Below are 25,530 nucleotides of genomic sequence, written 5' to 3'. Positions count from 1 at the left end.
TTGACTTGGGCAGATTGCAATCAAATAGTGCAAATCCATGAAGACATCATGGATTAAGTGCGTTGCATCAAATCCACATTTTTCGGGAAAACCCCGATCCGATTTGATGGGGAATTACCCTAACTAGTGGATTTCTTTGATTTTTTTCACAGCATAATCGGTTCGTTGTTTATTTATTCAATAAAAATAGTTAGGAGCTACGGATGTCAACAGCACACAAAGCAGCCCCAATGACCGCCGAAGAGCGCAAAGTTATTTTTGCTTCTTCACTAGGTACGGTTTTTGAGTGGTATGACTTTTATTTATACGGTTCACTTGCGGCGGTTATCGCTAAGCAATTCTTCTCAGGCTTAGATGCTGGCTCTGCCTTCATTTTCGCTTTGTTAGCGTTTGCTGCTGGTTTCATCGTGCGTCCATTCGGCGCATTGGTGTTCGGTCGCTTAGGTGATTTGATTGGTCGTAAGTACACCTTCTTGGTGACCATCCTGTTAATGGGTGGCGCGACTTTCATCGTGGGTATTCTGCCTAACTATGCAACCATCGGTGTTGCTGCTCCAGTCATCTTGATTGCATTGCGTATGCTTCAAGGTTTGGCTTTGGGTGGTGAGTACGGCGGTGCAGCTACTTATGTTGCGGAGCATGCTCCTCATGGTCGTCGCGGTGCATACACAGCATGGATTCAGACTACAGCTACTTTAGGCTTGTTCTTGTCTTTGCTCGTGATTTTGTTCACACGTGAATTCACTGGCCCAGACTTTGATGTGTGGGGTTGGCGTGTTCCTTTCATCGTTTCTATCGCATTGTTGGCAGTCTCTGTTTGGATTCGTTTGTCCATGAATGAGTCGCCAGCTTTCAAGAAGATGAAAGAAGAAGGTAAGTTATCTAAAGCTCCTTTGGGCGAGTCATTCGGTCAGTGGAAAAACTTGAAGATCGTTATCTTGGCATTGTTTGGTCTGGTTGCAGGTCAAGCGGTGGTTTGGTATACGGGCCAGTTCTACGCTTTGTTCTATCTCACCCAAGTATTGAAGGTAGATGCTAAGACTGCAAACTTATTAATTGCTGCTTCATTGGTAATTGGTACACCATTCTTCGTCGTGTTCGGTAGCTTGTCTGACAAGATTGGTCGTAAAGTCATCATCATGGGCGGTTTGTTATTGGCTGTAATTACTTACATCCCTAACACTCCTGTTTCCGTGTTTAATGCTTTGACACACTTTGCTAACCCAGCATTGGAAAAGGCAATGGCTACTGCACCAGCAACTATTACTGCTGATGTAAACGAATGTACCTTCCAGTTCAACCCAACTGGTACAGCTAAGTTCACTAGTTCTTGCGATATTGCAAAACAAGTGATGGCTTCTAACTCTGCTAGCTATAGCACTGTTGCTGGCCCTGCTGGTTCCACAGCGGTTGTGAAGATTGGCGATATTGAAGTTCAGGGCTACTCAGCTAAGGGCATTGATCCTGCTGAGGCAAAAGCAAAAGATGCTGAATTCAAGAAAGCTATTCGCGAAGCTTTGAATAAAGAAGGTTATCCAGCTAAAGCTGATCCAGCACAGGTTAACTATGTTGCTGTATTGCTCTTGTTGGTGTACTTGGTGATCTTGGTAACCATGGTTTATGGTCCAATCGCCGCAATGTTGGTTGAGATGTTCCCAACCCGCATTCGCTACACCTCTATGTCATTGCCATACCATATTGGTAACGGCTGGTTCGGTGGCTTGTTGCCAACGATCTCCTTTGCCTTGGTTGCGCAGAACGGTAACATTTACTATGGTCTCTGGTACCCAATCATCATCGCTGCGATGACATTGGTAATCGGTACACTGTTTGTACGTGAAACTAAAGACGTAGATATCTACGCGCGTGACTAAGATTCTTTAGTCTGGAGGAAATTAAAAACCCGATCAGAAATGATCGGGTTTTTTTATATCAATCCCAAAGATCTTTCTGATTGCGCTTCATGAGCAGATTTTGATTTTGCTGAGCGATGGAAGTATTTCTTGGGCCTGGGATTAGCTTAATGGTTGCTCCTGCTGACACCAGCCCAGTTTTCAGTACTCGCAAATACCAGCCACTATAGCCAGATTGAACCATAGCTTTTGCAGCACCCTTATAGCCAAGTGCTGCGTTGAATTTAAAGCATGGCTCTCGTAATTTGGTAACAGCAAATTCCAGATCACCAATCTCTAATTTATCGCCAACAAATACCTCGGTTTCTAGTAAACCCTCAATGGTGAAATTTTCACCAAGTGATCCATGTTTAAGAGAGGTGGGTTTTTTGGTTTCCCGAGTAAGTAGTTGATTCCAAAAAACGTAATGTTCTGCTGGGTAAACGTAAATAGCTTTTTCAACTCCACCATGTACATTAAGGTCCGCTTGTTCATCATCTTGAACACCAAGTTTGTTGATGTGAATTTGTACGCAACTTTCTAAATTACTGATACTAGTTTTGCGAATAGCTGATGGAACGGATTTGTAGTCTGGATGGTGATCGCCAAACAAAGGCGCTACCTTGCCAGAGGATATTGAAAGCAATCGCATTAGCTCGATTCCAAAGAATTACATTAATAACGACAGCGGGCGTCGCTCTTGTACTTGGTGTAATAGACAATCAAGTCAGCCTCGGATTTGTATTGGGTGTAAGCAATTACAGCGCGTGCATCGCTTTTGTATTTTGTGTAAAACCACACGCCAGGTTCGGTGTCACTGGAGTATTGGGTCTCATACACAATGCAATTCGCTTCAGAAGGATATTTAGTGACAAATACCTTTGCATTAGCTTCTGACGGATAGTTAGTTATATAGATCTGAGCGGCAAATGCCCCTAGTGGCGCAAAAGCGAGCAAAACAAACCAGATCAGGATTTTAGGGAAGTGCGTTCTCATGTGCCTATATTACGGTTTATGGGCTTTGCGGTTACAGAATGAGGCGGATTTGCTACAATCACACCTTCGGCGAATTAGCTCAGTTGGTTAGAGCGACGGAATCATAACTCGCAAGGTTCTTAGGTTGCCGACCCTTTTCCCAATAAAATCAAACACTTAGAAAACCATGGTTTTCGCCGTGCTACACACCGCCTGCAAAGTACCGAAGAATAAGGGTTTGCTGGAAAAAACCCTGTAACCATATGGCTCAGAGCGGAGGGTAGCGGCATGAGGTGTCGTTTAAAACGACTGATTCTAAAAAATATAAGATGAGGGTGTGAATACATCCCCTCAGAAGCCCCTATGCAAGATTCTTAGCCTCGATGGTGGAGGGTCGAAGGGCATGTATACCCTCGGGGTACTTTCAGAGCTTGAGGCAGCTTTAGGGGATAAACCCCTTGGTTTGCACTTTGATCTAATTTATGGAACCAGTACAGGTGCAATTATTGCAACCATGCTTGGTCTTGGTAAGTCTGTAAGTGAGATCGTTGATCAATACAGGCGCCTTATTCCAGAAATAATGTCCCAAAAAACTTCAAATGGAAGAACTCAAAAGTTGGAGTTATATGCGAATGAGTTATTTGGGCATTACACCGTTTCAGATTTAAAAGTTAAGCTGGGTATTGTTGCGTCAAAGTGGCTGGAAGAGAAGCCGATGATTTTTAAGTCAAACCTAGAACAGGCGCACGGTATGACTGCCAGTTTTAAGCCTGGATTTGGGTGTTCTTTGGCTGATGCTGTAGTTTCATCATGTTCGGCGTATCCATTGTTTGAGAGAAAAGTAGTGCAGGCGGATGATGGCCTTACATGGGAGCTAATAGACGGTGGATACATCGCAAACAACCCGACTCTTTTTTCAATCAGTGATGCAGTAGGCCCCCTTAATTACTCTGAATTCGATTTGCGTGTTGTAAGTGTGGGAGTTGGTGACTATATAGAGCCGATAAAGCCTTGGTATCAGAGAATGATATTTATTTGGACCTTAGAGAGGCTACTTAAAAAAACCTTGAATATGAATACCCGCTCTATGGAGCAGTTGACGAATTTGATATTCAAAAATGTCCCGATTGTAAGAATTAATGAGTCTTCAACTAAGGGTGCTTTAGCTGTTGACCTGTTGGAGTCTGATATCAAGAAATTGAACTTATTATTTCAATTTGGTCGAGACTCCTTTAGAAAATATGAAGTGGCCCTAAGAGCCTTGAATTTATGAGGGAGTCGAAATGCCAATTTCAGAGTTAGAGTTGGAGTCTATGTCTTCTATAGGCGCCCAGGTAACATCAAAGGAGACATATTCGACTATTAGAGGCGTCCTTGAGGATAGAAATGCAGCCTATCAATCAAAAGCCACAAAGATCTTTTTACAGGGATCTTATGCAAATGACACAAATGTCATTGGAGAGAGTGATGTAGACATCATCATTCGACTTGATTCCGCATTTACATATGATTTAAGCCTAATTTCTGATAATCAAAAGAATAAATTTCAAGCCGCATTTCCTATTAGTGCGGCATATAAATATTCTGATTTTAGAGGTGATGTAGTTAATTTATTGATAGCAAGATTCGATTCTGAGGTTGTAATTGGCTCGAAGGCCATACAAATATCACCCAAAGGAAATCGTCGCAAAGCTGATGTATTAGTCGCAATCAAGCACCGAAAATATTTTTCTTTTGATCCAATGAAACCAGATGATTATCTTGAGGGAATTAGTTTTTATAAAAAAGATGGCACTCATATTGTTAACTTTCCTCAGCTTCACAAGGATTATCTAGTAGAAAAAAACAAAAGAACTCTTGGAATGTTGAAGCATGTGATTAGAATTTTTAAAAACCTAAGAAAAAAGTTAGTTGAACAGAAAATTATTAATATTGGTAGTGCGCCTTCATACTTTATTGAGGGAATGTTAAGTAACGTCCCAGACGAGTTATTCAATACAAGCACCTACACTGAGGCAGTAATAAATTGTATTGATTGGCTTAAAAGAGTCGACTCTTCTAAATTGTTCTGTGCAAATATGCAGCATAGATTAATAAATGGCGGAGCTGATATCTCGTGGAATAAGAGAGAGTTTGAGGAATTTATTTTTGGCGCCGCTCATGTTTTATTTAAATAGATTTTGCGACTTAAGGCTTTTCTCGGAGTAGTAATAGATCGCACTAATTATTTCACCAAGCAAATCAAGAAGCTAGAGTGTGATCTAGTGGGTGTGTATTGAATTGTCGTTTAAAACGACAAATCATCACAACAGTTCAACCCCAAAGTTTTTCATCAATAAGGCAAAGAGCCCGAAACAAATAACTGTCACCACAACACTTGCTCCCATAGTGAGCCAAAAACCTAGTCTTGGTAGCAAATAGGGAAATAGTAAAAACATCGGTAGTGTCGGGATCACATACCAAAAAGTGTAATAAGCGTGGTTTGCTATTTTCTCTTCCGATTGATTCTCAATGAATAGCCAAGTAAGAGTAAGTAATGTCATCAAGGGCAATGCCGCAATGAATCCACCTAACTTATCGCTTCGCTTGGCAACTTCACTAATGAATACAACCATTCCGGCTGTCAGTAAGTATTTGGTGATAATCCAAGTCATAACGCCTCCTTAAAATAATTTATCAACTTCAAGTAATGTGAGTACGCCCATTACTGCGAAGATGCCGGCCGCAATAGAGTGAACCAGCTTCATCGGAATCTTCTTGGCGAACTTATTGCCTACAAATACTGCTGGTACATCCGCAATGAGCATTCCTAAAGTCGTTCCTACAACAACGGCTAAAGGAGCGACATAGTGAGCGGCCAAGGCGATAGTAGCCAATTGAGTCTTGTCACCCATCTCTGCTAAAAAGAAAGTGATAAAGGTTGCTCCAAATACGCCCAAGTGTTTAGCAACCTGCGTTTCCTCTTCTTCAATCTTGTCTGGGATCAAAGTCCAAATAGCCATACCAATAAATGAGGCGCCTAATATCCAGCGCAATACTTCAGGGTTGACCATTGCTGTAATCCAGGCGCCTAATGCGCCAGCCAAGCCGTGGTTGATGATGGTTGCCGCAAGAATACCCAAAATAATCGGAACAGGCTTTTTAAAGCGAGCCGCAAGAATAAATGCCAGTAACTGGGTTTTATCGCCCATCTCGGCAAGAGCCACAACGCCAGTGGAGATTAAGAGTGAATCCATTTTGATAGTCCTCTAGGCTGTGACATAAACAAATGACTACAACGCACCCACAGCCTAAGTAAGTGTTTGTAGTCAAAAGTCTTGCCAAGTATCTAAACCGCTTACACCATAAGCTAGAAGCTCAAGTATGTTGATGTAAGCCATCTTCTGTAGAGAAGAGAGGCTACTCCCTAGTGACGTGTCAATTATAGCAATTCTTGTATGAAAGTATTATGAAATCCTATACATTCCGAATATATGAAAGAAAAACAATCCCAACTTGTAGTTGAAACAACATTTCATGTGCCGGCTATGGATTGCCCCTCTGAAGAGCAAATGATTAGGATGGTCTTGGGTTCATTGGTAATTCATTCAATGAATTTTGATATTCCTAATCGCAAAGTGGTGATTTGTCACTCCGAAGAGCCTAATCATGTATTAGCAAAATTAGAGCCGTTAAATTTTGGGGCAAGCATTCAGAGCAATAAATCTGTTGATTCTGTGCCCATTCGGCCTAAAGATACAGAAGAAACAGCAAGAGAGCTTCAAGTCTTGATTTGGCTTTTGGTGCTTAACGGAGCCATGTTCTTTGTAGAGATCATTGCTGGTTGGTTGGCAGAGTCGGCGGGACTTATTGCTGATGCCTTGGATATGTTTGCTGATGCGGCAGTCTATGGAGTTGCTTTATATGCTGTTGGAAAAGCTGCCTCTAATAAATTAAAGGCCGCGAAATTAGCAGGCGTTGTTGAGTTATTTTTAGCCGTAGGCGCTCTTTGGCGATCAGGCTATCAGATCTATATTGGTGCCGAACCCGAAGCCAATACGATGATTTGGATTTCTGTGTTGGCGTTAGCTGTCAATGTGACCTGCTTGTTCTTGATATCTAAGCGTAAGAACGATGGCGTTCATATGCGGGCAAGCTATATCTTCTCTGCTAATGATGTTTTGGCGAATTTGGGTGTCATCATTGCTGGTGTATTGGTTGCTTGGTTTAACAGTCCAGTTCCCGACTGGATTATTGGCTTAGCCATTGGATTTTTAGTATTGAGTGGGGCTATACGAATATTAAGACTTAAATAAAGCAAGTCATTATCGGAGTGGTAATAGATCGCACTAATCAATTCACCAGCTAATACAAGGGTCTAAGACCGATTTGGGCGGGTGTGTAACAGAGTGTCGTTTTAAACGACAAAAAACTAGTAATTACTTTCGAGCTTTTTGTTGTTCAATCATCAGATTGCGAAACTTCACAAATGCCTCATGATGGTCTAAGGCGTCAATAGTTTCAATCTCGGTTTGGCCATTACTTAACTTATAAGTAACTACCCAGTATTTACCGCCAGCATTTTCAATTGAAAGTATTTCATAAGAATTCAAAGCGTCATCCTATAAATAATCTTGCTTTTTTAGTCGGTCAACTAGACCCATAAATAAACCTAAAGACTCCATGGAGAACTCTTCTAGCTTGATAGGCGGCAGGTTAGTAATACGAAGTTGTTTTTTCTCATCTTGCTGTATAAATCCCATTTCTTCGAGTTTTCTAATTTTTCGTCTAACTGTTTCTCTGGGGATCCCGGTTGATAGGCTAATTGAGTGAGCATTACTTCCCCGGTACTTAGTAGCTACCTCACTAAGCATTAATCTTTCTTCGGTTAGCTCGGAATAAACGTTTTGTACATTGTGATGGGCAATTTCGCCAAGCACAATGCAACATTCAATATCTCCTTCAAATAAGCGATAAATCCGAATCAAATGGTTGATGTAGTGATCATTTATTGCAAATAAAAGACCGCTGAGTTTTAAAGAAACTTCTTTATCCATGACTTGAGAATACTCATAAAAAAACAGGTTTGTAGGCAAACTGCCCAAAATGGGTAATTTGCCTACAAATTTAAATTTATCCCTTGTATTGTTTGGTCAGCTAATTTAGAACCAGGCTGCATATAAAACAATCAGATAGGGCAATTTTGTGGATTTAGGTTTTGAAAACACCTCTAGTGGTGATAGTTACAACTTTAATAACCCCAAACTACAGTTGGCGGTATCTAACCTTAGTCGGGGCCGTTATGAGGCGGCATTCGAAATTTTCTTTGATTTGGCAGTTAATGAGCTAGATTCTGAAGCGCAGTTTGCTTTGACCAAAATGTGTTTTGATGGGCATCTAGATGCTGGACAGATTGATCGACTTTTTGAATGGGTGAACTCAAACAGTAGTCTAGGTAATGGTTATGCTCACTTTAATGTTGGATTAATGCACGAACGCGGTATGGGTATGATTGAGAGAAATATCCCTGTGGCAGTTGAGTATTATGAAAAAGCCATTAAAGAAGAAGTGCTCGATGCTTACTGTAATTTAGGCAATATCTATGTTGTTGGTACTGGCGAGGACCAAGGTGTTCAGAAGAATATTTCTCGGGGTGTGGAGCTTCTTACCGTGGGAGCCAACGATGGTAGCCGTCAGTCTGCTTATAACCTAGGCGTTCTCTACGAAAAGGGTGAATATATCAAGCAAGATCATCAGAAGGCCTTTTACTTCTTAACACTTGCCACTCTTTTAAAGCACCAACATGCACATCGCTGTCTAATCATCATGCAGCACGCCATTAAGCAAAACTTTACCCAAGCGTTTGATGCAGCAGAGAGGCAGTATCACAAGATTGAGAATCTCAGAAAGATGTATAGGGTTTTGTAAAGTATCTAAACTAAAAGTTACGGACTGATAACTCTGTCAAAAATTCTATCAACAGTCCTCTAAACGGATACTCAAAAATGTCGTTTAAAACGACAAATAAGAGTAAATTGAGCCTGTCATGTTTAAAAGTATTCTCGCTCTTCCTCGTACCGTTTGGCTCATCGGGCTCATTAGTCTAGTCAATGACTCGGCCAGCGAGATGCTTTATCCCTTAATGCCTTTGTACCTAGCATCAGTCTTAATGGCGGGGCCAAAGGCGCTGGGCATTATTGAAGGGATTGCTGAGGCCACTTCGAGCATCTTTAAGTTGGTTTCAGGCGTAATCGTAGATCGCACCAAAAAGGCAAAGCCATGGATTGTTCTGGGTTATTCACTTGCGGGCATTGGTAGGCCACTAATAGCAATCGCCAGTTCTTGGTTATGGGTTTTGGCAATTCGCTTTACAGATCGCATGGGCAAAGGTCTTCGTAGTTCGCCTCGAGACGCCTTATTAGCGGAGAGCGTCAATGAAAATCAGAGAGGTATTACCTTTGGGCTTCATCGCTCTATGGATAATGCTGGAGCTGTCATTGGCCCGTTGTTGGCCGCTCTATTATTATCTTTGGGGGTGCCACTCAGAGATATTTTTCTGTGGGCAGTTGTGCCGGCGGTTATCACGATTGCCCTTGCCTTGTGTATTAAAGAGCCTCACAAAGAAGCCGCTCCTCAAGCGAGTAAGTTTAGCTGGTCTCTGGAAGGCATGCCTGATCAATTTAAAAGATACCTTGTTGTAGCCGGTATCTTTGCCTTAGCTAACTCATCAGATATGTTCTTGCTATTAAGAGCAAAAGAAGCTGGCGTGCCCCAAGAGAATATCCCGCTGTTATGGGCTGGTATTTCGTTGATCACAACCGTATTTGGTGCACCATTATCGGCGCTATCCGATCAGTTTGGACGCAAACGATTTATTTTGATTGCGTGGATTGCTTTTGCTTTCTTTTACATCGCCATGGGCATGCCCAGTATTTCCATATTCCAAATATTTGCTCTGTTTGGAATCTATGGATTGTTTAAGGCCGCAACGGAAGGGGTGGAGAAAGCATTGGTAGCTGATATGGCGCCTAAGGGTCTAGCGGGAACGGCATTTGGTTGGTTCAATTTAGTCACCGGACTGATGCTCTTTCCAGCTTCATTCATTTTTGGTTGGATTTATGAGGCGATTGCGCCTTTATATGCTTTCCTATTTTCAGGTGGCTGTGCGCTGGTAGCGTTTATGTTGATGGCGTTTTGGGTTCATGGACCCGATAAAGCTTAGTTTAAAAGTATGTCGTTTTAAACGACAAAACCATTAAATAGGCATAGAATAAAAATATGAGAAAACTATGTATTGCTCTCTGCTTTAGTCTTTTTGCCAGCCTCATTCATGCGGGCAGCATGTCTGCGTCATATGAGTCTTCAAGTGATGCTCATGTTCAGCATGTGGTTCAACATGACTGTCATACAAATGCCGACACCAAGATTAAAAAGTCACAATCAAGCAATCATCAAACTCACCATCAGTGCTGTTTGGGTGTTGTGGCGAACCTATCTACAAATCAATACACTCAACCTGATCTTTTAAGTCACTATACCCCTCAAGTTTCTCTATTGGTCGTTGAGGCATTTCCTGCCCATATCTTCAAGCCTCCAAGACAATTTAGTTAATTTTTGTTTTAACTAATTTTTGTGGCAGCAAGCCACTACTATCTATTGGAGAAATATATGAACATGACTCACTACATGGAGTTATTGGCTGTTAACCAGCCTTGGAATTTAATTATCTTTATGGCTATCCCAGTCATCTTGGCTGAGACTTTGGCTATTACTGAGTTATACCTACTCTTTACTCGCAAGTTTGATGGGGCGGTCTATTACCTGAATCGTTTTGCTGGTATTGCTGTTGGTGTTTATTTTGTAGGCATCATTTACTACATCATGACCAATGCTGTCATACCAATCACCAAAGCGGGAGAATGGAGAACGGTGGTTGATCCGATTGCTGTGGGCAGTTATGTAATTGCTGGTTTGCCGCTCATTTGGATTGCTCTACAAGAGATGGGTGTAGTCAATAAGGCTTTGGATCAAATGGGTAAACTTAAGATCCATGCTATATGCGTAGCTTTATTCCTAGTGTTTGGCCATATCGCCATGATTGCCGGCATGGTTGATCCAAGTATTCTTGGCTATAAGGGCTCTAGTGCTCATCAAATGAGTGGAAGCAATGACTATGAACATTGTGATCCAGCACTTCATCAGCAAATGATGGGTAATCATCAAAAGATGATGAATGGGCAGATACCAATGGGTAATGGTCAAATGCCGATGAATAACCAAGGACATAATCATTGATATTCGATTGGGTATCTCTGCTCCTGGTCAATTCCGATTCAAGCCACTTAGTAGTGACAAAACCACCCTTGGGTGGTTTTTCTTTGGACTCTCGGACTGGTAATAGATCGCACTAATGAATCCTCCATTGAATATAAGGGTCTAGAACAGATTTAGGTGGGTGTGTAACAGAGTGTCGTTTTAAACGACAATTCAAGTCATATTGTTAATTTGTCACGAAATTCTTTAGCTAGCAAATCTTTGATGGCATCATCATTTTTCTTTATAGAGTCGAGGATAGCCATTTCATTCTTATAAGCTAGCTTTCTCAATAGGCTATTACCTTTGAGTGACTTTAGTAAATAAAAGTCGTTATAGGTAAATTCATTGAGAGAATTAGTGCGTTCGATCCACGCCTCAAATGTTTGATAAATCCTATTAAGAGCCGAATAGCTGGCCTTAGAGGAAAATGAGCACATTACTGGATAAATCCCTGAAAGTTTCACTAGCAATAAATTACTTGTCTTGTAATTAATAATGTTTGTAACGTATTTGTACCCTCCAATATCTAGAGCAGGAATTAATAAGGCTAACCTTTTTAGTTCTTCACAAGAATGATTTATGCGAGGGATATTTTGCTCAATAATTACGCTTCCAGAAAACCAGGTGTCAATTCTAGGATCTAGAGAGTCCGAGAATAGAAACAGTTGATTTAGTGGTTTAGTTTTCTTTTTCATGAGTAGTTGGCCCGCCAGTAAAGGCGGGCTTTAGTAAATTAAAAAGTGATGTTTGTGGGGATATTTTTGCGACGAATGAGGCGCTCAATATTGTGTGTAATATTTCGAAATGAGCCATTGGCAGCTTTGATGGTTGGTAGCAACTCTTCATCAGTCATTTCAACTCCAATCGCTTTTGCTGTTGCTTGTGCCAATGGAAGCAGTTGGTCCTCCTTTGCTGCATTCATTTCAATAAGAACGCAGCGATCTAGCAAGCCGCGATCGAGATTGGCAATATGATTTGTTGTCAAAATAAAGATACAACGTTTATTGTTCAATGCCGATTTAAGACTCTCTTGAGCTAGCTTAGTGAGTAAGTCGACCTCATCAATAATGATGTAATGAAGGTTGCTAAGATTAATTGAATTCTTATCTAAAATTTTGGCAATAAAGTCTGTTACTTGCGGTCCGTTAAATCCTTGCTGACAGCAAATCATGTCCTCTGGCATATTTAGATCGCAGCCTGTTTTTCCTTTTTCGATTGCGTTAGGTAGCATAGTGGCCAGTGTGGTTTTACCTGTACCCCATGTTCCGTAGAGAAGAATGGCTGATTTGCCGCTTGAGGGTAGTGATTCAGCGCCTGTAACGATGTCATGAATACGCAGTTTGCTCTCATAGTTACCGAAAATAATGTCATTAAGTGTTTTAGGTTCATTCATTAGTTCCTCCTGATAATTTTCAAATGGGGCTACATTTAAGTAGCCCCCAACTAATTAGCCTTGTAGGGCAAGAGCACCATCGGCATCATTTGCAGCCGCAACTTCGGCTTCGGCTTTAGCAATTGAAGTTTTTTGCTTTGCATACAGAGCCGAATACGCTGCATTTAGTGCTGATGGATTACGAATGACTGCGCGAACGCTAAAGCTGCCGTCAGCTTGCTGTTCAGCAAGCAGTACACAGGCTTGGCCGATGAAGCCTGGGTCAGCTTCGACAGATAAAAATTCAGATTGAACAACGCCTAAATCAGGCTTGCCTTCAAAATACATCTTGCCCACTGATGCTTTTTGCGATGCACTAATAAAAGATGGACTACGGCTAAGGCGAATTTCTTGAATACCCCCGCGCTCCTCTATCCAAGAGGCTAGATTGTTACAGCTAATATTTTCCTTTTGCGCTTGACGAAGTACGAGAGAGTATGTGCTAATGCGACGACGATCGATGTCGCCAAATACTGCACGTACAACGCGAGTAACAAGTGGAGTATCTTCCTTGTACTTATAACCACGCTCTTTGTAGAAATTTGCGAGAGCAGCATTGCGAAGTTTAGCCATCGAGACGGTTAATTCGCCGCTATAGACTAAGCATTCTGCAAGAACTTGATAGAGTGCTTGATTGCTAGTGCGAAATGCACCATCTTCCCAGTAAATGCGCTTAGCCTCCATGGAGCGCAGTTCAAGATTTGCTGGTTTAATGGCCTCATCTTTGTCGTTCAAAACGACGGATGAAATGTTAAATGAATCTGCTACTACCTTATTTGATACGATCATGTTAATTCTCCTTATATGTTCGCTACCGGTTTGAAATGGTTACTGCGTGGTAACGAGCATGAGGATTAAAAACCTAAAGTTAGCTAAAAATTAGGGATATGAAATTGAACTAATCTACCTAAATAGTGAGTAAGTTGAATTAATGATGTCGTAATATGAAGTGGGATGATTATCCAAATTTGGGGTTGGGTAATTTAGGGATTAAGAAAAGATGGGATGAACCTAAATGGCAGTTAAATTTTTCTTAAAAGGCCTTTCTGCCGAAGATAGGATCTTTCCACAGACTATTGAGAGCTCTGCAAAATTAGCAAAGGGCACACTTTATGAGGCATGGTTTGATGCGCTTCAAATTTCCCCTTGGTATCGCGAGTCTACCGTGACCGGTGTTTTTAAGAGTGCTGCCGCAGAAGAGGTCTGGGAAAAGTTTGGAGATTTGCGTAATCTTGACTTTACTTCGTGGTGGAAAACAGTTGGTTATAAGATCTTTTCTGAATCAGTTCCATATCAACCCCTAACCATTATCGAGCCAACTGTAAAAGTTCAAGCATTAGCAAGTGGCAAAAAACCACCCGTATTAAAAATAGAAGTGCCTCTAAATCTTCACCCAAAAGCATTAAGAGAGCAATTTGATGAAATATTAAAACAGCACAGTGATTATTATTCTGAGAGCAAGGATCGTTGGGATCACAGTACTGCTGAGGCTCACCAGTATCGAGAATCAAAACTAAGTTATCAGACTATTTCGCGATGGCTTCAGGTCTATCGTGAATATGAAAAACAAAAAGATCAAAAAAACTTTAAGTTATATAACTTTGCAAAAGAAATGGAGCTGCATCCAAAGCTCTTCAAGGGGTTATTAAAGAATGTTGATGTTCCAGAAGATCTTCGAGTTGAAGCTGCAAATGTAGCAAGCGATATCCTGAAGCAGGTAAGAAATTTAATGGCTCATGCAACAGAGCTTCGTTTTCCATGTACAGATCCCCATGAATGGACTACTACGCAAAAGCGATTAAAAAAGCCCAATCTATAGAGTACTTTGATATTCTTATAGCAATTAATGACAGTTAAAGGAGTTTGTATGGACTTTTATCTAAAAGCACCGAAGTGGAATGACAAAAAATGCCCACATAAAGATCCTCTAGCTAAGCCCACCAAGTCAAAGACATTGAGCGGAGTTACAGTAATAAAGGTGAAAAATGCCAAATATCGCTCTGCAACAATAGATGGCATTTTTGCTGTAGTTAATGGCCGCGATATTAAAGTGTCTAAATCAGGCAAAGCTACAAAAAAAGTGTTTTGTACTTGGTATGGCCATAGCATTCTTACCGATTATCCAGAGCTAACTCTTGATTCAAAAAATACCGAAGTAATTGAAGGCTATACGGGTAAGGTTGTAGTTGATATTGGTAAGGCCAAATAACTAAACAAGCTCTACAGCCGCTTTCATTTGATCTGGACTTGAGTACAAATATCCTGCGGTCGTACTAATATTGCGGTGACCCGCCAGCGACTTCAATATATGTATGGCTGTCCCTTTATTCGCCAAGGAAGTTAAAAATGATCTTCTTCCTGAATGCGAGCTACAGCCCTCAAGTCCAGCACGTCTATATAAGAAGTGAAAGTACTGTGTAAGCGTATTGGCTGAGAACCCAGCTCGTTTTTGTGTATAGAACAAAGGCTTGCTTGTATCAGTAATGTGTAATAGCTTGATGTAATGAGCAATCTCCTTTTGCATGCGGGCATTGATATACACAGTTCTGGCATATTTTCCCTTGGTTTGTTCTGGTTTTAAGCGGATTTCATCTTTAATCGTGCCGCTGTCGTTCAAAACGTCGCAAATGCGTAATGCTGCAACTTCCCCCACTCGCATTCCTGCGTAATGAGTTAAAAGCAGGGCGCATCGATTACGGGCTGAATGCTTGCGTGTAGCGATGTGATCTAGGACTCTGCGTAGTTCTATTGCATTTAATGTTTTGGCTTGTGACATAAGTAGCTCCAAAATGTAATAAATAAGCAACTACAGTATGTTTTCTTAGGTTTGGTTTGAGCAACCGAAATCTGACTTACAAGATCTTTCCAAAAATCAATGACTTATCTCTAAATGTAATAGTTTCGTGCTTCTATTACATTTCGTGGCGTAAATGCCACGGCTAAATCCTTCACATAAGCGCACATATTTACCCCTCAGCTACCCATGTATGCGAGTTAGTTAGATCACCGCTTAAACGAATGATTTGAAGTCCAAATGGGTTTTTGTCAATTAAAAATTGAGCTGCAAAAAATTTAGGTGGAGTACTTATCATTTCAGGGTGGTGATTTTTGACCGATGCCACTAATTAATGGCGAACTTCAGTTCGCCTGTGTATCGCTCTCGCTCACACTTTTCTTTCTTTTTGTTTTTTACTTTTGTTAGATTCAACCTACACTGAGCCTTAAGCAACAGGCTCAGTTATAGAAAAGTTCTTTTGTTGAGTTCTTTACTACACCACTTATGGCACAACCAAATTGGTTAGGGCGGTTTCGCGATCTCCTTTTACGTGCGGTTGAAATGAAACGCAACATTTACAACAGCAGTAAGTGGCTACCGTTGTAATGTTTGCAAGTTGCTGTGTATGGCAGGGCTTGCTCGTGACGCAATAGCGTTAGCTATCGTCTTGTGCTGAAATATTCTTGTATCAATTGGATAGCAAGTCCAATGGCATCTAGGGGTAGTGATAACAAGTCTCTGCTACTGCTCAGAATTTCCATCCCTGCGATCACCAATGTCCAGGTTTAGGGCGGCATAACAACTGAGTGCCGCTACTCATATCAGTAGTAACTTTAGTACAGGGCGGTTATTTGCCTGTTACTAAAGTTATTTAGCGAAATCTAATGAAAGAAGAGTAGATCTGGCTTAAATCCTTTGGTTTTGGAAGATATTGGCAAAAAGAGGTTGTCCAACCAAAACTTGTGACCATAAATTAAGTGTGCCCATTAACTACAAAGGAGAAATGCAATGAGCACATTAAATAGTTTGAAAATGGTTAATTCCAAAAAGCCAACTTCTATCCCGCCAATCTTGCAGCGTCGAAATAAACTTTCTACAAAAGTCTGGGAACAGATACAGCTTGCAAAAGCCCAGCGCGAAGGAAATACATTTACGGTAAAGAAATTCAAGTCAGTAAAAGATCTTGATGGTTCGAGAAAGATGGTAGAGCATCAAAAACGTGTTCGTCCATGGTGGTTTGTCGCCCAAGATGGGAAAGTTTGTTTAAATGTTCGCTATGGCGCCAGAGTGATTGAGTTTGCCAAAGGCAAAACTGCTGTAGAGGTAAGCTCTGCAGATGAACTTATTAAGGCTTTAGAAATTATTAAGGGAGCGGTAGAGGCTGGAGAGCTTGATGCTCAAATTGAGCAAGCCAGTGGTGCCGTTCGTGCTGGATTTGGTAAGTAGTGGTCATGTAAAGGCGCATATAAATAATCGTATGCGCTTTTACGAATTCAAACCTACTAAACCATTGACGCCTTCACAAGCCCGCATTAACTCACTTAAGCGTAATGCTCAAATTGCTAAGCAAGCATTGGATACAGAGCGTAAAGCGCAACAAATTCAAAAAGCTCAAGCTAAGATCAAAAAATTAAGCGCACAGAAAGTTGTGCTTTAACTACTTTTTTAGATCCCACTTGATTTTGACTACTCAATAATTCGGTCATTTGATTCAAAATCGCTGATTTTTACAGTTGATCAATCTGAATTAAGTTTTACCTGATTAACTATGCAAGAGCCATTTTAAATGGTTCCTATCCCGCTAGTTTCTCAGCTGCTAGCGTTGCAGTTAGTTTGCTGTAAAAGCGTTCCAGCATTTGTACGGAAGTGCCCATTTGCTTTGCTAGCGTATGAATATCCATGCCCCATTCCACTAAGCTAAAGGTAGCGTAGGTATGTCTGAAGCTATACATGGTGCGCTTATGCCCTGTAGTCGATAGCAATAATCCAGAGTCTTTCATAAGCCACTTAAAGCTGCTCACAAAGTCATATGGGCGCTCACCATTAGGATGTCGCCATACAAACTCTTCACGCTTTTCTTCAAGCAATTGATCAAGCGTTAAGTGATCCCATTCTGTAAAGCGAGCTTTAAGTCGCTCTATTACTGGAACAGCTTCGTGTCTTGCAATTAGCCAGCGAGCGCCTGTTTTGCCATTCACCCATATGCGTAAGTATCTAACGCTCTTATCTGTATGCCACTCTAAATGGCGCCATTGGATGTTAAATGCTTCTGTACCATGGCGCATTCCTGTGGCCATCAATATTTCGATGTAATCGCGAAGCAATAGCCTGCCTTGGTGAGCTTCTTGATTTTTGCCGCCTTGACTCCAGGTTTTTAAGAATTCCAGCAAGTAGTCAATTTCTTTTCTAGTAAAGGCTGGCCTCGGAGTGCTTTTCTCCCCTTTAGTACCCAGTCTAGGTACGGCGTGTTTATCGCTTAGCCAGCCACGCTTGATTGCTGAATCAAACACTCTGTTGTATGCGGAGAAGTGCGTCATCATGGTTGAGCGCATGAGCTTGCGTTTCATCTTGTCTGCTCGCCATACTTCATATTCAGCAATATCTTGGTGGTTAATGTTAGTTAAGTGTTTCTTGCCAAAGAAGGGAATCAGGTAGTTATCAATTACTGCGATGTAATCTACATAGATCTTTTTGCCTACGCCATTATCTAAATCACCTTGTAGTTCTATCTTGGTTGACTCTGCAGCTGAATCAAAGCGTTTATTGAGGGGTGGCAATCCCAGCTCTTCCATAAAGCGGGCTCTATCGTAAATATCGCCAGCTTTCTTTTTGGCGTATTCCAGATCTTCATAGCCTGTACTGACTCTGTGCCACTTTTTGTCATAAAGCCTAAAGCGCATTTGCCACTGTTTACTGCGCTCTCGCTTATACAAAGTGATGTTGCCATCCCTCATATGTACTAGCTTGCCAGTAGCTAAGTTTTCTAGGTATTTGAGTTGGGGTGATTTTTCAGAGGTAGAGGCGCTTTGAAAGAAAAGGGCAAGCACTTCTGTTTCTTTAAGCATGTTTTTTGTGGCGAAAAACATAGCTTAATTTCGGTGTGTAGAGTTGGGCAACCAGAAAATGCAGGATAAAAATTACAGCATCATTTCTAAATGCCGCTCATAATTAGGCTATGGCATACCTTCAAAATTCCCAAGAATTTTTAGATAAGTTTGGCGACATTAATTTCGCAGGCTTTGATGACCCTACGTTGCTAACCGATGCTAAGGTCGGATTTTCGATTCAAAAAAATTATCCCAATGATATTAGATACAAGCCAGCAAAGGATAAGAAGGGAAATCCAGACAACATAGCCGTTATTTGGGCCGTGTATGAGAATAGGTTTGAATTAAAAGGAGATAGGTACATACCGCTTAGATTTCGTATTGCGGTAATGAGTAAATATAGGACTAAAAATATTGACTATGACTATGATGATCCTAGTTGCCCCACTAAAGATTCTGTTGCCATAAGTTTTTCTACTCCAAAACCAATGGATTTGGATTTAATTGGGTCTTATTTTTATGATTCAGAGAAGGACTGCTTTGTAGATGATGCATACAAGCTGGTTCCAGGCGTAAAAATTTTAGTTACCTTATTTGAGGCTCATATTGATTCAGTGCATCTTGTTAAAGGGATTGGCCTGAGATCGAAGGCTTTTGTTTCAGGTTTTATTACCAAGCTATTAGATGTGCTGATAAATTCCGTCAAATTCCTTTTGGAAGGATGCTTTGGAAGAACTCTCGACGAAAGTTTAGAGAGAATGACTTACTTTGACGGCTATTCCAAAAATAGTCTTAAGGTGACTGGCACGGATTTTTTAGAAATTGCTGGATATAAAGCCTCAAAAAGAGTAATTATTCTTTTTGCAGTAGTCGTGGCAATTTTTTGTTGGATGATGCTGCCAGTTGATGAGGATACGTATCTTGGAAATCTAATAGGAAGTGATTTTTTATTACTTGTACATAGCTTGATATTGCTTGTCTTCTTGGATAATGTATTCCCAAAAGCCTTATTTCATCTGCTTAATTGGCTAATTCGCATAAGAAAGTTTTATATTAATTTGAGATTGCGTGTAAGTCGAAAAAGAAAGTCTAAAGTTGTCGTTTAAAACGACAGTAGACATTACCCCAAGTCTTTATTAGCATTTAAAAATGCTCACAAGCGAATCGAAGAAGATTAAAAAGACTTTAGATGACCTGCTAAATGACAAATCGGTCATTACAGGCAAAGACTTAATTAATCGTCATAAAGAGGCTGAGAAACAAAAAGCGATATTGGACGGGGCTATTGAGTTTGAGCGTAGAAATCGAAAGCGCAAATAACGTCGTTTAAAACGACATTTATTGAAGGGCTAATGAACGGCAACTTCTAATGGTTTCTCTTCTTCAAATAATTTATGGACAAGATATTCTTTTTTGGAAGTGGCTTGAATTAGGTATTCATCAAAATAATCTGGAATATTTTCTTTGTTCTCATGATGAAGGTAACACAGGCTGTAGCTTAGATTGTCAGCATCTCCTCCATGAAGTAAATAAGTTTCCGATTCGTTGTGATCTACCACCCTCAATCCTCTGACAAAGTTAGGCTTCTCTTTATCAGCAAAATTTATATCTAGACGGTCAATATCAAAGCGTTTGCTACGATATATGTTCCAGATTGTGAATCGATAGCCATCTATGTATGTATAGTCACGCATCTTCTCTCCTTACCTAATTCTTGTTGCACTTATTCTGAAATAATTATTAAAAAATTCTCGTCTTGTATTGGATTGATAGGTCTGACTTGAATCCATTTCATTTAAGTAGACAGTTTTCAAAATATGCTTATCAAAAGACTTCATTCTTGGTAGTCCAATGATTCTTGAAAGATCAATTGCGCTACGTATCAAGACGGGTTCGGGCTTGATTGTCGCCAAAGCAATAGCAATTACTAGGGATGCAATCATTTTTTTGCTGGGGTATACCCAATCCTGTTTCCGCTATTGTCAAAATAGTTTGTAACCCCACTTGGGGCTTTAACTTCATAACCAATGCGATTGCCAGAATTGTCGTAAACCCCATTTGTTGAATTTAAGTTGTATGGACTGTTCTCGATGTTGTAAGGGCTATTTCGCATGTTGTAGGGCGAGTTCTCCATGTTGTAGGGCGAGTTCTCCATGTTGTATGGGGAGCTATTTAGGTTGTAAGGCTGAGCATATGCCCCGAATGTTGCAAATAGTATTGTGAAAAAAGGTAATAATTTCATGTACTTATATCCTTAATATTGCAAAAATATATTATGAATATTTCTATATCTAAGTATAATTTTATGATATATTACAGAAATATATCAAATTTGTAGTAACACTGGAAGGAAAAATATGACTAAAGATACTGAGAAGTATGAGAAGTTTGAGCGCCTGGCCCAGAAAAGGGTATCAGAAGCTATGAATCGAATTAGGCTTATTGGAAACCTAAGTGATACGCGAAATTATTCATACAGCGAAGAGCATGTAAAAGAGATGTTTGATGCCCTTGAGTCTGAAATGAAAAACGCAAAACAGAGATATAAGTCAGGTTCAGCTGAAAGCCAGGTAGCATTTACCTTTAAAAATAAGTCTAAAAAATAGAATTAAAGGTTTTTTGAATGTATCGACATGTAGCTCTTTTTGCCGGATTGGGGGGATTTGTTCTTGCTGCCCAAAGAAACGGCGTTGAAACCGTTTTTATAAACGAAATGGATGATGCTTGTTGTCTTACGCTACGGCACAACTTCCCATCATCTACTGTGTTTATGGGGGATGTAAGAGAAGTTTGTCCATCGGAGTTCCCCGAGTTAAATGAAACTATAGATATTTTGTCTGCGGGGTTTCCCTGCCAATCATTTTCAGTGGCTGGTGAAAATCTAGGTTTTGATGACGAGCGTGGGAAGTTGTTTTTTGAGATTCCAAGAATTTGCGGGGAAATGGCAAACCCTCCAAAAGTGTTATTGCTTGAAAACGTTCCAAATTTGAAGTTATTTGATGGCGGGGCAAGATTGCGAGTCGTAATCAATGAACTTAGAAAGGCCGGTTACTGGGTCAATATTAATAACGCCCAAATATTGGATAGCTATGAAATCGGGGATACAGCACAAAGACGAGAGAGATTATTCATAGTTGCTACACACTCAAAATATTTTAAGAAAAATAAGTTCATATTTCCAGAAGTAAAAAAGGGTAAAAAAAATCTATGGAAATACATCAACAAAGATAAAAGAAGCGAAGCAAGACTCTATCTTGATGAAGAGAACAAATATGCAAGGATGATTAGAAGAAACGCCGAATTGGATGGGACAAATAGGCTCTTTCAAATTCGACGTGTGGATGCTCGTTCATGTCCTGAAAATGTTTGCCCTACATTAACCGCCAATATGGGCGGTGGTGGCCATAACGTGCCTTTTTTAGTCGATGACTTTGGTGTTCGTAAATTAAGTGTGGATGAGTTGATGAGGTTGCAATGCATTGAAAAGAAGGAATTTGAGTTTCCAGCTGGAATTTCAGAAAGCTCAAAACTTTCAATGATCGGAAATGCAATTTGTACAGATGTAGCAGATGAAATATTTAAAAAAATTATTCAAACAATATTAGAGGAAGAAAATGTCAAAGGCGAAATGGTACTTTCCTGATAACCAAGGGGGTCTAGCCGCAGGGTTTAATGATTCTGGGATAGACACTTTTAAAGGGCATCGACTTTCATCTCTCGTGAGAGAAATTGTTCAAAACAGCTTAGATGCAGGATTGATGAGAACTGAACCAGTTACAGTCTCATTCAATATAGTTAGCATCGATAAAAAAGATGTTCCAGAGGTATCGGAGCTTGAGGAGCATCTTGTTCAAGCAAAAGCTACTGCTAAGAAACAAAACCTCGATCCTGCTGTTGATTTTTATGATCGCGCAATCAAACTAATTAATGATGAAGAGAAAATTAATTTTTTGTGCATACACGACAGTAATACGACTGGATTAACTGGCCCAATTGGCGGGCCTAATGGAGCATGGTTCGCTTTGACTAAGGGTGCAGGCTTAAGTCAAAAGACTTCAGCTTCATCATTGGGGTCATTTGGACATGGTTCTAAAGCACCTTTTGCAAATAGCAATGTTCGCGCACTCTTTTATTTGACGAAAATTGAGCAAAATAATCAGCACGTTTATAGGTTTCAGGGTAAGAGCATCCTTCAGTCTTACAACAAAACTGAACATGAAATGACTCAAGGAACGGGTTTTTATGGAATACCTGCGGGCTGCCTTCCATTGGATGGCTTAGATATACCGCAATGGGCAATAGATATTAGAGAAAAGTTCTCAAAAAATACAGGTACAAGTATTTTTGTTCCACATACTATTTTTAATTTGAATTCGTATCCTTCTATTGTTATTACTGCAATAGCAAACTTTTTCTATGCAATTCGTAAAGGAAGTTTAATCGTCAAGATTGGTGAAGACGAGGAATTAAATTCTCAAAATATCGAAGAAAAGTATCAGTACTACAAAGATAGATTGAGCCAAGAGTTTGATGAGGTTAATAAAGATTATTTGTTAGATTGTTTCCAGGCAATTGAAACCGTTGTTAATAGTACTCATAAGGGCGAGCAACAGATACCTAAATTCGGAAGAATTGATTGGTACATAAGGATGAATGAAGATGTTGAAGGGCGTTCAGTAGCGATTGCTCGCGAAAATGGAATGTTGATAACAAGATCCGCACCGGCGTTGCAGAGATTTCCAAATTTGAAGCCTTTTGATTTCTTTGTTTGTGTAACTGGGGATGGGTCTGAAACCCTGAAAACACTTGAAAATCCCGAGCATAATAATTTTGCATTTGATCGGATTGACAATTTACAAAAACGTAAAGAAGCCGAAAAAAAATATTACACATTTTCTAATGCTGTAAGGGATCTACTTAAACGTTTTGCAGAGTATTCATCCACAGATCGCGTGACTGTAGATGAGCTCCAAGATCTTTTTTCTGAAATCTCTGAGAATCCAGAAGAAGGTAGTGGCACATTAGAGCGTGGTGCTTCAATTCAGATAGCTAATGGAAACTACTCATTTAAGCCAAAACCGACTCCTTCAGATAAACCCAAAGCGGGTGATGGCGACCCTGAAGAAATGGATGGGCGTGGCCTTAGAGGCGGCAATAAGAAGCGAAAAGGTAAGGGGGGCAACTTGCCAGATCCAAAAGGGGGTAAAAAGATTGTTGGGCCATCTTCTCCGACGCATGGAGGGCTACCCAAAAATTATCAGAAGTTAGAAAACTTGAGGATGCGGGCGACAGGTTCTAACCAAGCCTATATTTACTTTGATTCTCCTATAACAGGTTTGGCGTCGATTAGATTTAAAAAATCTGGTGAGATTGGAAGTGAGCCGATTAGCTTGATAGTTAATAACAAGCCAGTCACTGCGATAGACGTTGAACTAATTAGCGGGCAAAGGGAATATGTATTAGTAACCTTTGCGGATAAGACTGTAGATTTTGCGATAGAGGCTGAGGCACATGAAGTCAATAATTAAGGCATTTCCATATCCAATTTTGGGTCGAGGTGATGATTATCTAGACTCGGAGTTTCAATCAACGATGGATACACGTAAGGAGATGGCGGGCCCAGCAGAGCATGTCATTCTCGACTATAGCTTTTTATTATCTAACGATGACATTCAAAAGTTGATTGTAGCCAAGAAGGCATCTTATGCAATTGATGTCCATTGCTCCGACACTTTATTTAGAAAAGTATTTTTAGTTGGCAATGATGGGCAAATCGATTTTGAGACGGGCCAGTTATATGGAAAAGTTACGTTTACTCCTTTGGTTATTGTTTCCCAGAATATTCAAAGTTTTCAATCTGAAGACTTGAATGAAGAGTTTGGCGAAGAGCCATTCGCACTTCAAACGGGTGACATTATGGCAATCGATGATCCGCAAATTCGATACATTGAATTTGATAAATTGCAGTTTGAATCATTGGTTAGGGTTGAGACATCAACTGAAATTCCAGAAGAGACTTATCGCTTTAGTCTTGAGCAAGACATGATCATCATTTTGATGGGTAAAAAATTCCGACATGTTTGGGATGTATGTAGGGAGGAGCGGGATAAGGCTCCTATGTTGGCAATGTCTGTATATAAAGACTGTATACATGCAGCCTTGGAATACATCATTAAAAATGAAGACGCTGATGGATATAAGTGGGTAAGGGCCTTGAAGTTAAAGCTCGAAACTCTCGGTGTGCATATTAGCGAAGAGAGTGATTTCAATGAACTCTGCATAAATTCACAAAAACTAGTTGCCAAATATGGCGTACAAAGGTTGATTAGAAATGTCGGATAACTTATATAGCGTTTTAAAAACTGAGAGCGTACTAAAGCTCAAGAGATCTCTCTTGGCGAATCCAGCATTACTGGAACTGTCATTTGATGATTTGTGTGATGAATTGCATTTGTCTCTTGTGACAACAAATTACAAAGTTAATACTGAGGTTACTCTGGTGATGCCAAAGGGGGCAACTCAGGAATTAAATGGAGATACCGAAAACTGTAAATTGATTCTTCAAATTTTGCCTGAACTAACACCCGCCCAGGCAACCGATGAAAGATTATGGGTTACTTTATGTTTCTCCTTGTTTAAAGGATATGTAAACGAAAGATGGCCATTCAAATCATCAAGCGAAGAAAAGATTCAGAATCACATCTCAAGTCACTGGTTTGCCAATGGAGTCCGTGGTCGCATGAGAGATAACGCTATCTCTCGCTTGTGGTGGATGGGATATATGGCTAAAAACATACCAGCTTTCTCTGTCGATAAGGTTTTTGAAATTCTATTTTTCAATAGTGACTATCGATCATCTCTTTTAGAGAGAAATAGTTCAGCAAATGCAATTAATGTCACAACCGCCATTCTTAAAATTACTGATGAAGCCTACACATCTGGTACGCCTTTCAAGAGGGATAATTTTAGAAATTTCATGATGAAAGTTGATACATTGGGCGGTAGATCCAACTTAGCCGCAATGGATGTAGATTCATTGGTAAGAGTTCTTAAGCCAATTTACAAAGAGGCTTATGAAGTTAAGGTGGGATAGAAATGTCGTTTAAAACGACA

General features: G+C 40.3%; 32 protein-coding genes and 1 riboswitch. Of the genes, 19 read left to right on the top strand and 13 right to left on the bottom strand.

Annotated features, from left to right (window positions below):
* Positions 1–203: 203 nt before the first annotated feature.
* Positions 204–1,874, top strand: a complete 1,671-nt coding sequence (locus NHB34_RS08840) for an MFS transporter (RefSeq protein ID WP_353427272.1) — start codon at positions 204–206, stop codon at positions 1,872–1,874.
* Positions 1,875–1,932: 58 nt separating this feature from the next.
* Here the strand turns inward: NHB34_RS08840 and NHB34_RS08835 are convergent, their stop codons facing one another.
* On the bottom strand, positions 1,933–2,544 hold the full coding sequence (locus tag NHB34_RS08835; protein ID WP_353427271.1) for an MOSC domain-containing protein: 612 nt from the start codon (positions 2,542–2,544) through the stop codon (positions 1,933–1,935).
* A 23-nt stretch (positions 2,545–2,567) separates the two neighbouring features.
* Complete coding sequence (locus NHB34_RS08830) at positions 2,568–2,888, bottom strand: DUF6150 family protein (RefSeq protein ID WP_353427270.1); 321 nt, start codon at positions 2,886–2,888, stop codon at positions 2,568–2,570.
* Between the two features lie 316 nt (positions 2,889–3,204).
* Between NHB34_RS08830 and NHB34_RS08825 the strand changes: the two genes are divergently transcribed.
* Both NHB34_RS08825 and NHB34_RS08820 read left to right on the top strand, forming a co-directional pair.
* Positions 3,205–4,140: a patatin-like phospholipase family protein gene (locus NHB34_RS08825; RefSeq protein WP_353427269.1), complete on the top strand. Its 936-nt coding sequence runs from the start codon at positions 3,205–3,207 to the stop codon at positions 4,138–4,140.
* Between the two features lie 10 nt (positions 4,141–4,150).
* Complete coding sequence (locus tag NHB34_RS08820; RefSeq protein ID WP_353427268.1) at positions 4,151–5,044, top strand: nucleotidyltransferase; 894 nt, start codon at positions 4,151–4,153, stop codon at positions 5,042–5,044.
* 126 nt (positions 5,045–5,170) lie between these two features.
* Here the strand turns inward: NHB34_RS08820 and NHB34_RS08815 are convergent, their stop codons facing one another.
* Both NHB34_RS08815 and NHB34_RS08810 read right to left on the bottom strand, forming a co-directional pair.
* Positions 5,171–5,521 (bottom strand): DUF3147 family protein, encoded by a 351-nt coding sequence (locus NHB34_RS08815; RefSeq protein WP_353427267.1) that lies wholly within the window; start codon positions 5,519–5,521, stop codon positions 5,171–5,173.
* Positions 5,522–5,530: 9 nt separating this feature from the next.
* A complete protein-coding gene (locus tag NHB34_RS08810; protein ID WP_353427266.1) occupies positions 5,531–6,103 on the bottom strand; it encodes a TMEM165/GDT1 family protein in 573 nt (190 codons plus the stop codon).
* Positions 6,104–6,109: 6 nt separating this feature from the next.
* Positions 6,110–6,287: riboswitch (yybP-ykoY riboswitch) on the bottom strand.
* A 53-nt stretch (positions 6,288–6,340) separates the two neighbouring features.
* Here NHB34_RS08810 and NHB34_RS08805 point away from each other — a divergent pair.
* Complete coding sequence (locus NHB34_RS08805; RefSeq protein ID WP_353427265.1) at positions 6,341–7,162, top strand: cation diffusion facilitator family transporter; 822 nt, start codon at positions 6,341–6,343, stop codon at positions 7,160–7,162.
* A 123-nt stretch (positions 7,163–7,285) separates the two neighbouring features.
* Here the strand turns inward: NHB34_RS08805 and NHB34_RS08800 are convergent, their stop codons facing one another.
* Complete coding sequence (locus tag NHB34_RS08800; RefSeq protein ID WP_353427264.1) at positions 7,286–7,459, bottom strand: hypothetical protein; 174 nt, start codon at positions 7,457–7,459, stop codon at positions 7,286–7,288.
* 9 nt (positions 7,460–7,468) lie between these two features.
* Positions 7,469–7,903 (bottom strand): hypothetical protein, encoded by a 435-nt coding sequence (locus NHB34_RS08795; protein ID WP_353427263.1) that lies wholly within the window; start codon positions 7,901–7,903, stop codon positions 7,469–7,471.
* A 148-nt stretch (positions 7,904–8,051) separates the two neighbouring features.
* On the opposite strand from NHB34_RS08795, the gene NHB34_RS08790 reads away from it, so the two are divergent.
* The 4 genes from NHB34_RS08790 to NHB34_RS08775 all read left to right on the top strand — a co-directional run bounded on the left by NHB34_RS08790 (position 8,052) and on the right by NHB34_RS08775 (position 11,141).
* Positions 8,052–8,774, top strand: coding sequence for a tetratricopeptide repeat protein (locus NHB34_RS08790; protein WP_353427262.1), 723 nt, complete (start codon positions 8,052–8,054; stop codon positions 8,772–8,774).
* 118 nt (positions 8,775–8,892) lie between these two features.
* Entirely contained in the window at positions 8,893–10,068 is a 1,176-nt protein-coding gene (locus NHB34_RS08785) for an MFS transporter (RefSeq protein ID WP_353427261.1), read from the top strand.
* A gap of 56 nt (positions 10,069–10,124) precedes the next feature.
* Positions 10,125–10,457: a hypothetical protein gene (locus NHB34_RS08780; RefSeq protein ID WP_353427260.1), complete on the top strand. Its 333-nt coding sequence runs from the start codon at positions 10,125–10,127 to the stop codon at positions 10,455–10,457.
* A 57-nt stretch (positions 10,458–10,514) separates the two neighbouring features.
* On the top strand, positions 10,515–11,141 hold the full coding sequence (locus NHB34_RS08775; RefSeq protein WP_353427259.1) for a DUF6803 family protein: 627 nt from the start codon (positions 10,515–10,517) through the stop codon (positions 11,139–11,141).
* 197 nt (positions 11,142–11,338) lie between these two features.
* Here the strand turns inward: NHB34_RS08775 and NHB34_RS08770 are convergent, their stop codons facing one another.
* The 3 genes from NHB34_RS08770 to NHB34_RS08760 are packed head-to-tail and all read right to left on the bottom strand — an operon-like array spanning position 11,339 to position 13,383.
* Positions 11,339–11,857, bottom strand: a complete 519-nt coding sequence (locus NHB34_RS08770; protein WP_353427258.1) for a hypothetical protein — start codon at positions 11,855–11,857, stop codon at positions 11,339–11,341.
* A gap of 38 nt (positions 11,858–11,895) precedes the next feature.
* Positions 11,896–12,555 (bottom strand): ATP-binding protein, encoded by a 660-nt coding sequence (locus tag NHB34_RS08765; RefSeq protein WP_353427257.1) that lies wholly within the window; start codon positions 12,553–12,555, stop codon positions 11,896–11,898.
* Positions 12,556–12,609: 54 nt separating this feature from the next.
* Positions 12,610–13,383, bottom strand: a complete 774-nt coding sequence (locus NHB34_RS08760) for a hypothetical protein (protein ID WP_353427256.1) — start codon at positions 13,381–13,383, stop codon at positions 12,610–12,612.
* A gap of 226 nt (positions 13,384–13,609) precedes the next feature.
* Between NHB34_RS08760 and NHB34_RS08755 the strand changes: the two genes are divergently transcribed.
* The gene (locus tag NHB34_RS08755; RefSeq protein WP_353427255.1) at positions 13,610–14,413 is read left to right on the top strand and encodes a hypothetical protein; all 804 of its coding nucleotides are present in this window, start codon (positions 13,610–13,612) and stop codon (positions 14,411–14,413) included.
* A gap of 48 nt (positions 14,414–14,461) precedes the next feature.
* Entirely contained in the window at positions 14,462–14,803 is a 342-nt protein-coding gene (locus tag NHB34_RS08750; protein ID WP_353427254.1) for a hypothetical protein, read from the top strand.
* Here NHB34_RS08750 and NHB34_RS08745 read toward each other — a convergent pair whose 3' ends face one another.
* Positions 14,804–15,370, bottom strand: a complete 567-nt coding sequence (locus NHB34_RS08745; protein ID WP_353427253.1) for a site-specific integrase — start codon at positions 15,368–15,370, stop codon at positions 14,804–14,806.
* A 1,008-nt stretch (positions 15,371–16,378) separates the two neighbouring features.
* On the opposite strand from NHB34_RS08745, the gene NHB34_RS08740 reads away from it, so the two are divergent.
* Together NHB34_RS08740 and NHB34_RS08735 are read left to right on the top strand one after the other, a co-directional pair.
* Positions 16,379–16,816, top strand: a complete 438-nt coding sequence (locus NHB34_RS08740; protein ID WP_353427252.1) for a DUF6641 family protein — start codon at positions 16,379–16,381, stop codon at positions 16,814–16,816.
* On the top strand, positions 16,764–17,027 hold the full coding sequence (locus NHB34_RS08735; protein ID WP_353428599.1) for a hypothetical protein: 264 nt from the start codon (positions 16,764–16,766) through the stop codon (positions 17,025–17,027). The genes NHB34_RS08740 and NHB34_RS08735 overlap by 53 nt, the downstream gene beginning before the upstream one ends.
* A gap of 136 nt (positions 17,028–17,163) precedes the next feature.
* Here NHB34_RS08735 and NHB34_RS08730 read toward each other — a convergent pair whose 3' ends face one another.
* A complete protein-coding gene (locus tag NHB34_RS08730) occupies positions 17,164–18,435 on the bottom strand; it encodes a tyrosine-type recombinase/integrase (RefSeq protein ID WP_353427251.1) in 1,272 nt (423 codons plus the stop codon).
* A gap of 110 nt (positions 18,436–18,545) precedes the next feature.
* Here NHB34_RS08730 and NHB34_RS08725 point away from each other — a divergent pair, with 110 nt between their 5' ends.
* A complete protein-coding gene (locus NHB34_RS08725) occupies positions 18,546–19,523 on the top strand; it encodes a hypothetical protein (protein ID WP_353427250.1) in 978 nt (325 codons plus the stop codon).
* Between the two features lie 43 nt (positions 19,524–19,566).
* The gene (locus NHB34_RS08720; RefSeq protein ID WP_353427249.1) at positions 19,567–19,737 is read left to right on the top strand and encodes a hypothetical protein; all 171 of its coding nucleotides are present in this window, start codon (positions 19,567–19,569) and stop codon (positions 19,735–19,737) included.
* Positions 19,738–19,766: 29 nt separating this feature from the next.
* Here the strand turns inward: NHB34_RS08720 and NHB34_RS08715 are convergent, their stop codons facing one another.
* Both NHB34_RS08715 and NHB34_RS08710 read right to left on the bottom strand, forming a co-directional pair.
* On the bottom strand, positions 19,767–20,111 hold the full coding sequence (locus NHB34_RS08715; RefSeq protein ID WP_353427248.1) for a hypothetical protein: 345 nt from the start codon (positions 20,109–20,111) through the stop codon (positions 19,767–19,769).
* Positions 20,112–20,356: 245 nt separating this feature from the next.
* Positions 20,357–20,659 carry a hypothetical protein gene (locus NHB34_RS08710; protein ID WP_353427247.1) on the bottom strand — a complete coding sequence of 101 codons (303 nt, stop codon included), beginning with the start codon at positions 20,657–20,659 and terminating at the stop codon, positions 20,357–20,359.
* A gap of 115 nt (positions 20,660–20,774) precedes the next feature.
* On the opposite strand from NHB34_RS08710, the gene NHB34_RS08705 reads away from it, so the two are divergent.
* Genes NHB34_RS08705 through NHB34_RS08685 form a run of 5 tightly spaced genes read left to right on the top strand, consistent with a single transcriptional unit; the run spans position 20,775 to position 25,510 of the window.
* Positions 20,775–21,023 carry a hypothetical protein gene (locus NHB34_RS08705; RefSeq protein ID WP_353427246.1) on the top strand — a complete coding sequence of 83 codons (249 nt, stop codon included), beginning with the start codon at positions 20,775–20,777 and terminating at the stop codon, positions 21,021–21,023.
* Positions 21,024–21,040: 17 nt separating this feature from the next.
* The gene (gene dcm / locus NHB34_RS08700) at positions 21,041–22,060 is read left to right on the top strand and encodes a DNA (cytosine-5-)-methyltransferase (RefSeq protein WP_353427245.1); all 1,020 of its coding nucleotides are present in this window, start codon (positions 21,041–21,043) and stop codon (positions 22,058–22,060) included.
* Positions 22,032–23,945: a hypothetical protein gene (locus NHB34_RS08695; RefSeq protein WP_353427244.1), complete on the top strand. Its 1,914-nt coding sequence runs from the start codon at positions 22,032–22,034 to the stop codon at positions 23,943–23,945. The genes dcm and NHB34_RS08695 overlap by 29 nt, the downstream gene beginning before the upstream one ends.
* Entirely contained in the window at positions 23,929–24,759 is an 831-nt protein-coding gene (locus NHB34_RS08690) for a hypothetical protein (RefSeq protein ID WP_353427243.1), read from the top strand. The genes NHB34_RS08695 and NHB34_RS08690 overlap by 17 nt, the downstream gene beginning before the upstream one ends.
* On the top strand, positions 24,749–25,510 hold the full coding sequence (locus NHB34_RS08685; RefSeq protein ID WP_353427242.1) for a DUF6339 family protein: 762 nt from the start codon (positions 24,749–24,751) through the stop codon (positions 25,508–25,510). Before NHB34_RS08690 ends, NHB34_RS08685 begins: the two co-directional genes overlap by 11 nt.
* The last annotated feature ends 20 nt before the right edge of the window (positions 25,511–25,530 follow it).

Source organism: Polynucleobacter sp. MWH-UH19D (genome assembly GCF_040409795.1).
Classification (GTDB): Bacteria; Pseudomonadota; Gammaproteobacteria; order Burkholderiales; family Burkholderiaceae; genus Polynucleobacter.
Note: the sequence above shows the minus strand (reverse complement) of the source record. Positions and strands in the feature narration are given on the sequence as shown.